A 13,853-nucleotide genomic window follows, 5' to 3' on the forward strand; every position below is an offset into this window, starting at 1 on the left:
TACTCGCGCGGACCGCGGCGGACCGGTCGACACGCACCGGCCGCCGCGCGCCGCGGCGTTCTCGTCACTGTTCGGAGGATGGCGTCTCACCAGGGACTTCGTCCGCCTCGGACGGTGTATCCGAGGACTGGGTCGCCGCAGCCTGCGGGAGGAGCCCTTCGACCGTGGACGTCGTGAGGCGCCGGAACGCGCGCCGCGGACGGTTGTGGTCGAGGACGGCGACCTCGAGATCGCCCGCGGCGAGCACCCGACGTTCGGTCGGGGTCCCGCCACCGTTGTCGGCCGGCGCCGTCAGGGCGGTGACCGCGACGCCGATCGCCCGGCCGAGCTCCATGTCGGGCTCGTAGCTGTCCTTGAGGGCCGCCGCGATCGGTTCGGTCGCCCCGCCCATCACCAGGAAGCGGGTCTCGTCGGTGATCGACCCGTCGTAGGAGATCCGGTACAGCTGCGACCGTTTCGGCTTGCCCGGACGGGCGACCTCGGCGACGCAGAGCTCGACCTCGAACGGCTTCGCCTGCTCGGTGAAGACGCTGCCCAGTGCGTTGGCGTAGGTGTTGGCCAACGACAGCCCGGACACGTCGGCACGGTCGTAGCTGTAGCCGCGCATGTCTGCGATCTGGATGCCGGCTTTGCGCAGGCTCTCGAACTCGTTGTACTTGCCCACCGCCGCGAAACCGATCCGGTCGTAGATCTCGCTGGTCTTGCGGAGCGTGTTGGACGGGTTCTCCGCGACGAACAGCACACCGTCGGCGAACGTGAGGATCACGACGCTGCGACCCCGGGCGATGCCCTTGCGGGCGAGCTCCGAGCGATCGCGCATGATCTGCTCGGCACTGGCGTAGTACGGGAAGGTCATCGGGCACCCCCCTCGTGCTCGGCGCTGCGGCGTTCGACGACGGCACGTGCCGCCGCCTCGATGTCGGTCGGGTCCACCTCCCGGGCCCCGTCGGCGCCGACGATGGCGGCCATCGGGAAGATCTTGCGGACCAGATCGGGCCCGCCGGTCGCCGAGTCGTCGTCAGCGGCGTCGTACAGCGATTCGACGGCGATCGCGAGCGCCTCGTCGGCGGTCAGATCGGGTCGGTAGAGCTTCTTGAGCGAGGACTTGGCGAACACCGACCCCGAGCCGATGGCGGTGTAGCCACCGAACTCCTCGTGCCGGTCACCCGCGACGTCGAAGCTGAAGATGCGTCCGCGTACGTTTGGATCATCGTGGTCGATGTCGTAGCCGACGAGCAGCGGAATGGCCGCCAGACCCTGCAGGGCCGCGCCGAGATTGCCCCGCACCATCGAGGCCAGCCGGCTGACCTTGCCGTCCAGTGTCAGCGGGACGCCTTCGATCTTCTCGTAGTGCTCGAGTTCGACGGTGAACAGCCGGACCATCTCGATCGCGATCCCGGCGGTGCCGGCAATCCCGGCCGCCGAGTACTCGTCGGTGATGTAGACCTTCTTGACGTCGCGCGTGGCGATGAGGTTGCCCATGGTGGCCCGGCGGTCCCCGGCGAGGACGACCCCACCCGGGTACGACACGGCCACGATCGTCGTGCCGTGCGGGATGTCACCGGCGCCGTCGGCGCCGCCGGCGAACGACCCCACCCGGTCGACCTGGGCCTGCGGGAGTTGTTCCGGCGCATGCGTCCGGAGGAATTCGGTGAACGACGAGATGTCGGCGCCGGCGAACGCGCCGGGGCGGAACTGGGACAGCGGGGGCAGTGAACCGAACCTGTCGCTCACTGGCCGCCCTTCTGGACGTAGGCGCGCACGAAGTCCTCGGCGTTCTCCTCCAGCACGTCGTCGATCTCGTCGAGCAGGTCGTCGGTGTCCTCGGCCAGCTTCTCGCGACGTTCCTGTCCGGCGCCGGAATCGGGGCCCACGCCCTCGTCGTCGCCGCCGCCACCACGCTTGGTCTGTTCCTGCGCCATCTGCTGCCTCCTTGAAACCGATCGCCCCTTGGCGGGCTACCGCGGTCGAGGGAGTCGGGATCGGGTGTCGCTGTCGCGGCGGTGATCCGGTGTCTCGACCCTGCGGAATCGTGTGCTCCCACACTACCTGTGGGGACGACAACTGTGGCGGAACGAAGCACATGCCGTCGGAGACGGCGAGGCGCCGCGGCCTGTCAGGTGGTGAGCTGATCCACCAGTTCGGCGGCCGAGTCCACCGAGTCGAGGAGCTTGCCGACGTGCGCCGCGGTGCCGCGTAGCGGTTCGAGGGTGGGGATACGGACCAGCGAGTCCCCGCCGAGATCGAAGATGACCGAGTCCCAGCTCGCCGCCGCGACGTCGGCGCCGAACCGGCGCAGGCACTCGCCGCGGAAGTAGGCGCGCGTGTTCCGCGGCGGCTCGCTGATCGCGGCGAGCACGTCGTTCTCGTCGGTCAGACGCTTCATCGACCCGCGCGCGACGAGCCGGTTGTACAGCCCCTTGTCGAGCCGGACGTCGGAGTACTGCAGGTCGATGAGCTGCAGACGCGGTGCCGACCAGGACAGGTTCTCGCGCTGGCGGAACCCCTCCAGGATGCGCAGCTTCGCGGGCCAGTCGAGGATGTCGGCGCACTCCATCGGGTCGCGCTCGAGGCGGTCGAGCACGTCCGCCCACGTCTGCAGGACGTGTGCGGCGCGCTGGTCGTCGGAGTGCTCCTGGTCGTGGAACTTCTGACAACGCTCCAGATACTCGCGCTGCAGAGCGAGGCCGGTGAGCTCGCGACCGTCGGTGAGTGCGACCGTGGCCGTCAGCGACGGGTCGTGACTGATGGTGTGTACGGCCTGTACCGGCCGCGCGAGCTCGATGTCGGAGAAGTCGACACCGGCCTCGATGAGGTCGAGGACGAGCGCGGTGGTCCCGACCTTCAGGTAGGTCGAGGTCTCGGCGAGGTTGGCGTCGCCGATGATGACGTGGAGTCGCCGGTATCGCTCGGGGTCGGCGTGCGGCTCGTCGCGGGTGTTGATGATGCCCCGCTTGAGCGTGGTCTCCAGCCCGACCTCGACCTCGATGTAGTCCGACCGCTGCGACAGCTGATAACCCGCCTCGTCGCCGGACTGGCCGATACCCACGCGTCCCGAACCGGTGATTACCTGCCGGGACGCGAAGAAGGTCGTGAGCCCGGCGATGACGGCGGTGAACGGGGTCTCCCGCGCCATCAGGTAGTTCTCGTGGGTGCCGTAGGAGGCGCCCTTGCCGTCGATGTTGTTCTTGTACAGCTGCAGTTTCGGAGCGCCCGGGACGCTCGCCACGTGACGAGCCGCGGCCTCCATCACGCGCTCCCCGGCCTTGTCCCAGATGACCGCGTCCATCGGGTCGGTGACCTCGGGTGCGGAGTACTCGGGGTGGGCGTGGTCGACGTACAGCCGCGCCCCGTTGGTGAGGATCATGTTGGCCGCGCCGATCTCGTCGGCGTCGATGATCGGTGCGGGTCCGGCCCCGCGGCCGAGGTCGAAACCTCGGGCGTCGCGAAGCGGTGACTCCACCTCGTAGTCCCAGCGTGTCCGCTTCGCGCGCGGTACACCGGCGGCCGCGGCATAGGCGAGAACCGCCTGGGTGGACGTCATGATCGGGTTCGCGGTCGGGTCGCCGGGTGCGGAGATTCCGTACTCGACCTCGGTCCCGATGATTCGCTGCATCCTTCGAGGGTAGATGTTCACTTGCCACCGGTCGCAACCACCGCACGTGCTGAGTACGGTCGACGCCGTGAAAGCATTCCGCCGGTTCACCGTTCGAGTGCCGCTGCCCGACCGGATCGCCGACCTCGCGCCGTTGTCGCACAACCTGCGCTGGGCCTGGCACACCCCCACCCAGGAGCTGTTCGCCACCATCGACCCGCGCCTGTGGTCGTCAACCGGCGATCCGGTCCGGGTTCTCGCCGACACCGACCCCACCCGTCTGGTCGAGCTGGCCGACGACGAGGGTTTCGTGGCACGGGTCGCCGAGGCACACGCCGACCTCGAGCAGTATCTCGATGCACCGCAGTGGTTCCAGAGGTATGCGGCCGAGTCATCGGGACAGGACGGTTCGGCGCATGACCGGGTGGTGCCCCCGGGAATCGCGTACTTCTCGATGGAGTTCGGCGTCTCCGAGGTCCTGCCGATCTACTCCGGCGGCCTCGGCATCCTCGCCGGTGACCACCTCAAGGCGGCCTCCGACCTCGGGCTGCCGCTGATCGGCGTCGGATTGCTGTACCGCTCCGGTTACTTCCGCCAAGGCCTCGATCACGACGGCTGGCAGATCGAGCGGTATCCCGTGAACGATCCCGCCGACCTGCCCCTCACGCTCCTCGCCCCGGGCGACGGCGCGGAGCCGGTGATCGTCGAGGTCGCGATGCCCGGCGGGGCGACCCTGTCGGCCCAGGTGTGGGTGGCATCGGTGGGCCGAATCCCGTTGCTGCTCCTCGACTCCGACATCGATCGCAACGATGACGAGCCCGAAGGCGCCGCCCTGCGCGCGGTGACCGACCGGCTCTACGGCGGGGATCAGGAACACCGGATCGCACAGGAGATCCTGCTCGGCATCGGCGGTGTCCGCGCGCTCCGCGAGTACGTCCGGATCACCGGCCGGCCCGAGCCGACGGTGTTCCACATGAACGAGGGACACGCGGGCTTCCTCGGCGTGGAACGCATCCGCGAGTTGGTGGCCGGCGGGCTCGACTTCGACACCGCGGAAGCGGTGGTCCGCGCCTCGAACGTGTTCACCACCCACACCCCGGTGCCGGCCGGGATCGACCGTTTCCCCGCCGACCTCGTCGCCCGTTACCTCGACGCCGACTCCGACGGCAAATCCCGCCTGCTGCCCGGGCTGGCCGCGGCGACGGTGGCCGAACTCGGCGACGAGGCGGACCCCGGCGTCTTCAACATGGCGCACATGGGATTTCGGCTCGGGCAACGCAGCAACGGGGTGTCGCAGCTGCACGGTGCGGTGAGTCGGGAGATGTTCGCCGATCTGTGGCCGGGTTTCGACGCGGCCGATGTGCCAATCGGCGCGATCACGAACGGCGTGCACGGACCGACCTGGGTGGCCCCGGCGTGGCGCGACTTCGCCGACGGGGACGAGGACTCCGCGCCCGAGGTGTACGCGGACCTGTCCGACGAGACGATCTGGCGAACACACGAGAAGCTGCGCGAGGAACTAGTCGACGAGGTGCGGCGGCGAGCACTAGCCAGCGGCCTCGACCGCGGCTTCACCCACGCCGAGCTGGCATGGACCGCCGACCTGTTCGACCCGCACGTGCTGACCATCGGATTCGCACGGCGAGCGGCGACCTACAAGCGCCTGACGCTGATGCTCCGCGATCCCGAACGCATGCGCACCATCCTCACCGATCCCGATCGGCCGGTGCAGCTGGTCATCGCGGGCAAGGCCCACCCGGCCGACGAGGGAGGCAAGTCCCTGATCCAGCAGGTCGTCCGGTTCACCGAGGATCCGGAACTGCGCGATCGCATCGTGTTCCTCCCCGACTACGACATCTCGATGGCGCGTTTCATCTACGCCGGTTGCGATGTATGGCTGAACAATCCGGTCCGTCCCATGGAGGCCTGCGGGACCTCGGGGATGAAATCGGCGCTCAACGGCGGACTCAATCTGTCGATCCTGGACGGCTGGTGGGACGAGATGGCCGACGGCGACAACGGGTGGGCGATCCCGTCCGCGGAGGGGATCACCGACGAACATCGTCGCGACGATCTGGAGGCGCAGGCGCTGTACACGCTCCTCGAGGAGACGGTGATCCCCCTCTTCTATCGCCGGGCGGACGACGGTGTACCCCGCCGGTGGGTGGAGATGATGCGCCACACCCTCACTCGGCTCGGCCCGCAGGTACTCGCCTCGCGCATGGTCCGCGACTACACGACCGACCTCTACTGCCCGGCCGCCCGCGCCTACGAGTCCGCATGCGCCGACTCCTACGCGGGCGCACGCGACCTCGCCGTCTATCGGCGCACACTGGAGACCGGATGGTCGTCGGTTCTGGTGGCCGGTGTGGAGGACGAGCGTCGCGAGGACGGACTCTGGATCACCGCCCATGTGGCATTGGGAGACCTCGCGCCCGAGTCGGTCGCGGTGCAGGTCGTACTCGGCCGGGTCGGCGACGACGGCGAGATCCTGGCACCGACGTTCACCGACATGACCCCCGGTCCCGACCGCGATGCGTCTGGCCGAGTGGTGTTCACCGCACTGGTGCCGCCGTCGACCTCCGGTCATCTCGGCTACACCGTCCGGGTCCTGCCCCGCCATCCGCAGTTGTCGTCGGAGTCCGAACTCGGGTTCGTACGCTTTCCGGCGACGACCGGTTGAGGCGGCCGGACTTCCGAGATGAGTTGGCGACCCCCAACTGGCCAGGCCGGCTCAACCAGCGGGGGAAGCCGGCTATGAGCCTCGTCAGCGCTTCTTCAATCGCAGCCGCGAATAGGTGAAGGCGAGCAGCAGCGCGCTGATCACCGCGAGCACCCCGTAGGCGAGTGCGGTGTGCGCGACCGATGTCTCCCACAGCGTGATGCGCTGCGGGGCGGCCACATTGATGTTGTAGAGGTCCACGCTGCCGGCCGCGGCGACATACCCCCAGAACGACGGGAAGATCCACGACAGCTGTTCGAGCCCGATGCCGTCGAGTTTGAACAGGCCGCCGCAGAACACCAACTGGACCATCACGACGATGACCAGCGGCGGCATGACCTGCTCGTTGGATTTGACCGCCGACGAGATCGCGAGACCGACGAGCGTGCTCACGCAGGCGAGGACGGCCACCGCGACGAGCAACGCCAGCGGCGGCGGGAGGATCGGACCGCCGAAGTCGGGCAGCCCCCGACCGGCGAAGGTGATGCCGACCATGATGATCGTCTGCAGCACCGCGGCGACGAAGAACACCACGATCTTGGCGAAAAGGTATGCGCCGGGCCGCAACCCGACGGCGCGCTCGCGTTCGAAGATGTCGCGCTCCCCGACGAGATCGCGCACGGTCAGCGCGGCCCCCATGAACGCGGCCCCGACGACGAGCACGACGAGGATCTGAATCGCCTCCGCGCCGTCCTTCGGTGGCGGCGCGTTCGGGATCACCTCGAGGCGGGCGAACCCGCTCGAACCCGGGATCACCAAGGTGAGCAGGCCGAGCACGACGGGTAGCAGCACGAGGAAGACGAGATAGCCGACGTCGGCGAAGATGAGCCGCACCTGGCGTCGGGCGATGGTCGACGACTGGCGGGTGAAGCTCGTGTGCGGCACCGGTATCGGCGGACCGGGGGGACGCTGGGGCGGCGGCGGATTCGGCGCTCGGCGGTGCCGGTCCAGGTACCGCATGTGTGCGGTGTCCGGCTGATCGGCGACGTACGCGAAGATCTCTGCCCAGTCGGAGGTGCCCATCTCCCCCTCGACCTGTCCGGGCGGGCCGCAGAAGGACGTCTTGCCGCCGGGCGCCAGCAGCAGCACCTGGTCGCACATGGACAGATAGGTCAGCGAGTGCGTGACCACGAGGACCACACGCCCGGCGTCGGCGAGCCGGCGGAGGGTGGCCATCACCTGGCGGTCGAGTGCGGGGTCGAGACCGGAGGTCGGTTCGTCGAGGATGAGCAGTGACGGACCCGTCAGCAACTCCATCGCGACCGACGCGCGCTTCTGCTGGCCGCCGGACAGCTTCTCCACGCGGGTGTCGACGTGCTCGGTCAGCTGCAGCTCGCTGAGCACCCCGTCGATGACCCGGTCCCGATCGGCCTTCGAGAGGTCGGGTGGCAGGCGCAGTTCCGCGGCGTAGCGCAACGCCTGCCGCAGCGTGAGCTTGTGGTGCAGGACGTCCTTCTGCGGCACCATACCGATGCGGGTGCGCAGAGCGTCGTATTCGGCGTGGACGTTGCGGCTCTCGAAGGTGACCAGGCCGCTCGTCGGTGAGTTGAGTCCGGCCGCGATCTTCGACACCGTCGACTTACCCGCGCCCGAGGGGCCGATCACCGCGGTCAGCGTGCCCGGACTGGCGCTGAAGTCCACGTCGGCGAGCAGACGCTTCCCGCCGTCGACGACGAGACTGACCCCGTGGACGTGGAGGCCGTCGGCGACCGCGGCGCTCTCCTGCCCGCGCATCAGCGTGCCGCCGGACACCACGAAGTCGCTGTTTCCGATGGTGACGACGTCGCCGTCGGTCAGTTGCGCGCTCGACACCCGCCGGCCGTTGACGAAGGTTCCGTTGACGCTGCCGAGGTCCTCGATCACGAGGGCCGCCCCGCGGCTGGACACCTGAGCGTGGTGCCGGGACGCCAGGACGTCGCTGACGACGATGTCGTTGTCGGGCGTGCGTCCGATCCGCTGGACTCCGCGGAGCGAGATCGACTCGCGCTCGGGCGGTGTCGGCGCGCCGGGCAGGCGGTAGACGGCCGACACGTTCTGCTGCAGCGCCTGCAGATGCGGCGCGCTCAGGACTTCCTGCGGCATCGGGTCCACTCGGTACTGTCGTCCGCCCGGCGCGTGGGCGGGCATCTGCCCGGAGGCCGGGACGCCCGCGCCCGGGAACCCCGCCGAGCGAGGACCTGACGGCGGGTAGCCCGACTGCATCGGACGCGAGACCGGCGGACCCGGCCGGGACGGCACGCTGCGCCCGGGACCACTCGAGGGCGGTCGGCCGCCGGATGCGGGCACGTCGACCACGAGGTCGACGACCGGACCCGTGTTCACGTCGCCGAGGCGTACCTGGGTCGTACCGGGCACCACGAACTCGGCCATCCGCCGGCCGTTGACGAAGAAGCCGTTGGTGCTGCCGATGTCGACGAGACACCAGGCCGTACCGCGCCACTCGATGGCGAGATGCCGACGCGACACCATCGGATGGTTGATCACGATGTCGTTGTCGGGCTCACGCCCCAGGGTGATGCGCGGAGCGCCGCCCAGTGGATGCGGCGCCCCACCGTCGACGATCACTCGTCCACGCGCCATCGATGTGCTGTTCATCGCCGACAACTCTAGTGCTTGACGGCGCTGTTCACGCGGTTCTGTCGAGCAGACAGCCGACCCCGTGGGAGTCGGCTGTCTGCTCGGTCGAGACCACTGTCGCTACAGGTACTGACCCGTGTTCGTCTCGGTGTCGATGGCCCGGCTCGCGCCCGCACTCTTGCCCGTGACCAGCGTGCGGATGTAGACGATCCGCTCGCCCTTCTTGCCCGAGATCCGGGCCCAGTCGTCGGGGTTGGTCGTGTTGGGCAGGTCCTCGTTCTCCGCGAACTCGTCGAGGATGGAGTCGAAGAGATGCTGGACGCGCAGACCCGGTGCACCCGTGTCCAGTTGCGACTTGATCGCGTACTTCTTCGCCCGGTCGACGACGTTCTGGATCATCGCGCCGGAGTTGAAGTCCTTGAAGTACATGATCTCTTTGTCGCCGTTGGCGTAGGTGACCTCGAGGAACCGGTTGTCCTCGCTCTCGGCGTACATCCGCTCGACGACCTTCTCGATCATCGCGTTGACACAGGCCGTGCGATCGCCCCCGAACTCGCCGATGTCGTCGGCGTGGATGGGCAGCTCCTCGGTGAGGTACTTGGAGAAGATGTCGATCGCCGACTCGGCGTCGGGACGTTCAATCTTGATCTTCACGTCGAGGCGCCCCGGGCGCAGGATCGCGGGGTCGATCATGTCCTCGCGATTCGACGCACCGATCACGATGACGTTCTCGAGGCCCTCGACGCCGTCGATCTCACTGAGCAGCTGCGGGACGACGGTGGTCTCCACGTCCGAGGAGACGCCCGACCCGCGTGTGCGGAAGATCGAGTCCATCTCGTCGAAGAAGACGATGACCGGCGTGCCCTCCGAAGCCTTCTCGCGCGCCCGCTGGAAGATCAGCCGGATGTGCCGTTCGGTCTCACCGACGAACTTGTTGAGCAGCTCGGGGCCCTTGATGTTCAGGAAGTACGACTTCGCCTCCTTGGCGTCGTCGCCGCGCACCTGCGCGATCTTCTTCGCCAGGGAGTTGGCCACGGCCTTGGCGATGAGCGTCTTGCCACAGCCGGGCGGACCGTAAAGCAGCACGCCCTTCGGGGGACGCAGCTGGTAGTCGCGGAACAGGTCCTTGTGCAGGAACGGGAGTTCGACGGCGTCGCGGATCTGCTCGATCTGGCGGCCCAGGCCACCGATGTCCTCGTAACCGACATCCGGGACCTCCTCCAGGACGAGATCCTCGACCTCGGCCTTGGGCACCCGCTCGAACGCGAACCCGGCCTTGGTGTCGATGAGCAGTGAGTCGCCGGGACGCAGCTTGCGACGCAGGCCGTCCTCACCGTCGACCTCGCCCAGCAGCGGTTCGGCCAGCCAGACCACCCGCTCCTCGTCGGCGTGACCGACGACCAGGGCGCGTTTGCCGTCACCGAGCACCTCGCGCAGCGTGCTGATCTCGCCGACGGTGTCGAACTCACAGGCCTCGACGATGGTCAGGGCCTCGTTCAGACGCAGGGTCTGCCCCTTGGTCAGCAGGTCGGTGTCGATGTTGGGCGAACAGGTGAGGCGCATCTTGCGGCCCGAGGTGAACACATCGACGGTGGCGTCGGGGTGCACGTCCAGCAGGACGCCGTACCCGCTCGGCGGCTGACCCAGACGGTCGACCTCCTCGCGGAGAGCGACGAGTTGCTGTCGGGCTTCCTTGAGGGTGTCGAGCAGCTTCGCGTTGCGTGCGGTGAGGCTGTCCACCCGCTCTTGGAGATCCCCGGCCGGCCGGCCGGCTGCGCCGCGCGCAGACGAGTCCGGGCCGCTCCGCGACAGCGGCGACTCGGTGCCGCTCCGCGGCGGGGGCGGAGTGTAGGCGGGGACGAAGCCCTCGTCGGATGCACTGGCGCCCTCGGGAACCGCGCGGTCCCCCAGTGCGTCGTGGCGGTCAGATTCGGTCATTGCTGACTCCTCTCGCCGGCAATCACCCGATCCCTCGATCGGAATGCTCGCGCCGTATCCCTACGCTACCGGCCGAGACGGCGAATCGCCGTCCACCGCGCAATCGCCGGTGTTGACGGTGTGTTAAATGTGCGTCTTCGCAACGTATTCGCGATGTTTCACCGCACAGCTCGGCGACGAGCCGTTGCTCCGCGACCGGGCTCAGCCCTTGCTCGGACGGCGCTGCGGACGCAGTGTGGTGGTGCCGTCGGCAAGGCGCCGGGCCGTGATCAGAAAAGCCGTGTGGCCTTGCATTTTGTGCTCGGGACGCACCGCGAGGCCCACCGCGCTCCACTCGCGGAGGAGCGTCTCCCAGGCCCGGGGCTCGGTCCAGCACTCCTGCTCGCGCAGGGCCTCCATCACCCGGGACAACTGGGTGACGGTCGCCACGTAGACCGTCAAGACCCCGCCTGGTTTCAACACGGTCCGCACGACGTCGAGCGGTTCCCAGGGCGCGAGCATGTCCAGGATGACGCGATCGAACCGTTCGTCCCGATCCACGTTCGCCAGATCGTCGACGGTGAGGTGCCAGTTGTCCGGCCGTCCCCCGAAGAAGGTCTCGACGTTGCGGATCGCGTGCTCGGCGTGGTCATCCCGGATCTCGAAGGAGACAACCTCTCCGTCGGCACCGACCGCGCGCAGCAGCGAACACGTCAGCGCCCCGGAGCCGGCACCGGCTTCGAGGACGCGGGCGCCCGGGAAGATGTCGCCCTCGAGCACGATCTGGGCGGCGTCCTTGGGATAGATGACCTGGGCCCCGCGCGGCATCGAGAGAACGTAGTCGACGAGCAGCGGGCGCAGCGCCAGATATTGGGTACCGCTGGTCGCGGAGACGATGCTGCCCTCGGGCGAACCGATGAGGTCGTCATGGGAGATGGCACCGCGGTGGGTGTGGAACTGCTTTCCCTCGTCGAGCAGCACCGTGAACTTGCGCCCCTTGGCATCGGTCAGCTGAACCCGGTCGCCGACGACGAACGGTCCGGTGGTGGGCACGTGTGCTTCCTCTCGTGAACGATCCGAACCCGCGCGACTCGGCGCAGGGGTTCGTGGGCCGTGTGGACGTTACCCGACGAGGTGGGCCGGTCCTGCCTCGTGTCACTGCGGGGAGGGCGCCGCCCGGGTGGCCGGCGAGCGGACCCGAGTGTCGGGACCTCGGACTGTCGGGCCCGGCGCCTACCCTGCGAAGGGTGAGCACGATGACCGGAGTCGGAGACGCCTCCCCCAGCACGACCCCGACAGGGACCCCGGACGGCCCCGACGCGGATGCGCGAGGGATCGTCGGGCGCCCGCTGGCGCTGTCGCCGTCCCGCGCCGCGGACTTCAAGCAGTGCCCGCTGCTCTACCGCTACCGTGCGATCGACCGCTTCCCGGAGACCCCCACCACCGCGCAGACCAGGGGCACCGTCGTCCATGCCGCGCTGGAGAATCTGTTCGACCTCCCGGCCGAGCTCCGCACGCAGGACTCGGCCGAGTTGCTGGTCGAAGGCGCCTGGGCCGCGATGTGCGAGGGCGACCCCGAGCTCGCGAAGGTCATCGGCGAAGGTGGCCAGGCCGCGTTCCTCGCCGATGCGCACAAGCTCATCGCCACCTACTACACGATGGAGAACCCGACCGCCTTCGACGCCGACGCGGTGGAGGAACACGTCGAGATCGACGCCGACGACATGCTCATGCGGGGGTTCATCGACCGCATCGACGTCGCGCCGACCGGCGAGATACGCGTCGTCGACTACAAGACCGGGCGGTCGCCGGGTGAGGCGTACGAAGCCAAGGCGTTGTTCCAGATGAAGTTCTACGCGCTCGCGATCCTGCGCACCCGCGGAGTCGTTCCCGCCCGGTTGCAGCTGATGTACCTCTCCGACGGGCAACAGCTGATCTACCGCCCGGACCGTGACGAGCTGCTCCGCTTCGAGCGCACCCTGCGCGCGATCTGGCAGGCGATCCGCACCGCCGTCGCCTCGGGCGACTTCCGGCCCAAGAAGTCGTGGTCGTGCAAGTTCTGTGAGCACCGCGCCCGGTGTCCGGAGTTCGGGGGCGTCATCCCGCCGTACCCCGGTCCCCCGGCGGGTTTCGCGGCCTGAGCAGTCCCGACGTCCGCGGGACGCCCCCGCCCCGACCCATTATGTTGGCAGTCATAGAGTGACTCGGGTGGAGAACTCGTACTACGAACCCATCGATGCCCCGTCGGATGCTGCCCGTGACGAGGGCGACTTCGAGTACTTCCGCCCGACCGAGGCGACGCTGAGCGTGTGGTCGCCGACGATGCAGCACGGTGGTCCCCCGTCGGCCCTGCTGATGCGGTCGTTGCTGCGGTGCCAGCCCGACCCGGCTCAGCACTTCACGCGTGTGACCACCGAGATCCTCGGCCCGGTCGGGCTGGGCGTCAACCGGGTCGCCGCCCGGGTCGTGCGGCCGGGCCGCCAGATCAGCCTCGTCGAGACCGAACTGCAGGTGCAGCAGACCGACGGAACGTTCCGTGCCGCCGCCCGCTCGGTGGGGTGGCGGCTCCGCGTCGCCGACACCGCCGAGATCGCGAACGGTCCCGATCCCCTGACGCCCGGACCGGACGAGTCGAAGGCGGTGATCGGCTTCTCCGACGACAACGGCGAGGCGGTCGACTGGGGCACCCTCGGGTTCATCGGCACCATCGAGTCGGTCCGGGCCGAGGGGCGCAACGGCTCGACTCCCGCGGTGTGGCTGCGGCCGGCGATCCCGCTCGTCGCCGGCGAGAAGACCGAGGACCTGGAGTCGGTGTTCACCGTCATCGACGTCGCCAACGGGTTGGGCACCCGACTCCGCCCGAATCGGTGGACGTGGATGAACACCGACACCACCGTGCACCTGACGCGCGTCCCGAGCGGACCGTGGGTCGGCATCGACGCCCACATGATCGCCGGTCCGGACGGGTTCGGCAGCACCTTCGCCGACCTCTACGACGCCTCCGGCCACATCGGCCGGTCGGCCCAGACGGTGATGCTCAGC

The 13,853-nt window shown here is 68.8% G+C and carries 10 protein-coding genes; 3 read left to right on the forward strand and 7 right to left on the reverse strand.

From position 1 onward, the window contains the following. Positions 1-64 precede the first annotated feature (64 nt). From prcA to dop, 4 genes are all read right to left on the reverse strand, one after another. The gene (prcA, locus tag M4D77_RS07255) at positions 65-856 is read right to left on the reverse strand and encodes a proteasome subunit alpha (protein ID WP_259935886.1); all 792 of its coding nucleotides are present in this window, start codon (positions 854-856) and stop codon (positions 65-67) included. After that, complete coding sequence (prcB, locus tag M4D77_RS07260; protein WP_259935887.1) at positions 853-1,734, reverse strand: proteasome subunit beta; 882 nt, start codon at positions 1,732-1,734, stop codon at positions 853-855. Before prcB ends, prcA begins: the two co-directional genes overlap by 4 nt. After that, positions 1,731-1,922 (reverse strand): ubiquitin-like protein Pup, encoded by a 192-nt coding sequence (locus M4D77_RS07265; RefSeq protein WP_004019064.1) that lies wholly within the window; start codon positions 1,920-1,922, stop codon positions 1,731-1,733. Before M4D77_RS07265 ends, prcB begins: the two co-directional genes overlap by 4 nt. A 194-nt stretch (positions 1,923-2,116) precedes the next feature. Beyond that, a complete protein-coding gene (dop, locus tag M4D77_RS07270; protein ID WP_058250430.1) occupies positions 2,117-3,616 on the reverse strand; it encodes a depupylase/deamidase Dop in 1,500 nt (499 codons plus the stop codon). Positions 3,617-3,683: 67 nt separating this feature from the next. On the opposite strand from dop, the gene glgP reads away from it, so the two are divergent. After that, entirely contained in the window at positions 3,684-6,278 is a 2,595-nt protein-coding gene (gene glgP, locus M4D77_RS07275) for an alpha-glucan family phosphorylase (RefSeq protein WP_259935888.1), read from the forward strand. Positions 6,279-6,362: 84 nt separating this feature from the next. Here glgP and M4D77_RS07280 read toward each other — a convergent pair whose 3' ends face one another. The 3 genes from M4D77_RS07280 to M4D77_RS07290 all read right to left on the reverse strand — a co-directional run bounded on the left by M4D77_RS07280 (position 6,363) and on the right by M4D77_RS07290 (position 11,864). Beyond that, positions 6,363-8,897, reverse strand: coding sequence for an FHA domain-containing protein (locus M4D77_RS07280; protein WP_259935892.1), 2,535 nt, complete (start codon positions 8,895-8,897; stop codon positions 6,363-6,365). Positions 8,898-9,014: 117 nt separating this feature from the next. Then, on the reverse strand, positions 9,015-10,832 hold the full coding sequence (arc, locus tag M4D77_RS07285) for a proteasome ATPase (RefSeq protein WP_058250428.1): 1,818 nt from the start codon (positions 10,830-10,832) through the stop codon (positions 9,015-9,017). 201 nt (positions 10,833-11,033) lie between these two features. After that, positions 11,034-11,864, reverse strand: a complete 831-nt coding sequence (locus tag M4D77_RS07290) for a tRNA (adenine-N1)-methyltransferase (RefSeq protein WP_065632207.1) — start codon at positions 11,862-11,864, stop codon at positions 11,034-11,036. Between the two features lie 203 nt (positions 11,865-12,067). Between M4D77_RS07290 and M4D77_RS07295 the strand changes: the two genes are divergently transcribed. Both M4D77_RS07295 and M4D77_RS07300 read left to right on the forward strand, forming a co-directional pair. After that, positions 12,068-12,952, forward strand: a complete 885-nt coding sequence (locus tag M4D77_RS07295) for a RecB family exonuclease (protein WP_159370770.1) — start codon at positions 12,068-12,070, stop codon at positions 12,950-12,952. Between the two features lie 67 nt (positions 12,953-13,019). Further along, positions 13,020-13,853 (forward strand): thioesterase family protein (locus tag M4D77_RS07300; protein ID WP_259935889.1); only part of this gene is annotated, 834 nt, incomplete at its 3' end.

The organism is Gordonia sp. p3-SID1431 (assembly GCF_025143765.1).
Classification (GTDB): Bacteria; Actinomycetota; Actinomycetes; order Mycobacteriales; family Mycobacteriaceae; genus Gordonia; species Gordonia hongkongensis.

Excerpts from the sequence above, each read along its gene's own strand:
- arc (WP_058250428.1), bottom strand. The coding sequence starts at position 10,832 with ATGACCGAATCTGACCGCCACGACGCACTGGGGGACCGCGCGGTTCCC.
- M4D77_RS07280 (WP_259935892.1), bottom strand. The coding sequence starts at position 8,897 with ATGGCGCGTGGACGAGTGATCGTCGACGGTGGGGCGCCGCATCCACTG.
- dop (WP_058250430.1), bottom strand. The coding sequence starts at position 3,616 with ATGCAGCGAATCATCGGGACCGAGGTCGAGTACGGAATCTCCGCACCC.
- M4D77_RS07265 (WP_004019064.1), bottom strand. The coding sequence starts at position 1,922 with ATGGCGCAGGAACAGACCAAGCGTGGTGGCGGCGGCGACGACGAGGGC.
- M4D77_RS07295 (WP_159370770.1), top strand. The coding sequence starts at position 12,068 with ATGACCGGAGTCGGAGACGCCTCCCCCAGCACGACCCCGACAGGGACC.
- prcA (WP_259935886.1), bottom strand. The coding sequence starts at position 856 with ATGACCTTCCCGTACTACGCCAGTGCCGAGCAGATCATGCGCGATCGC.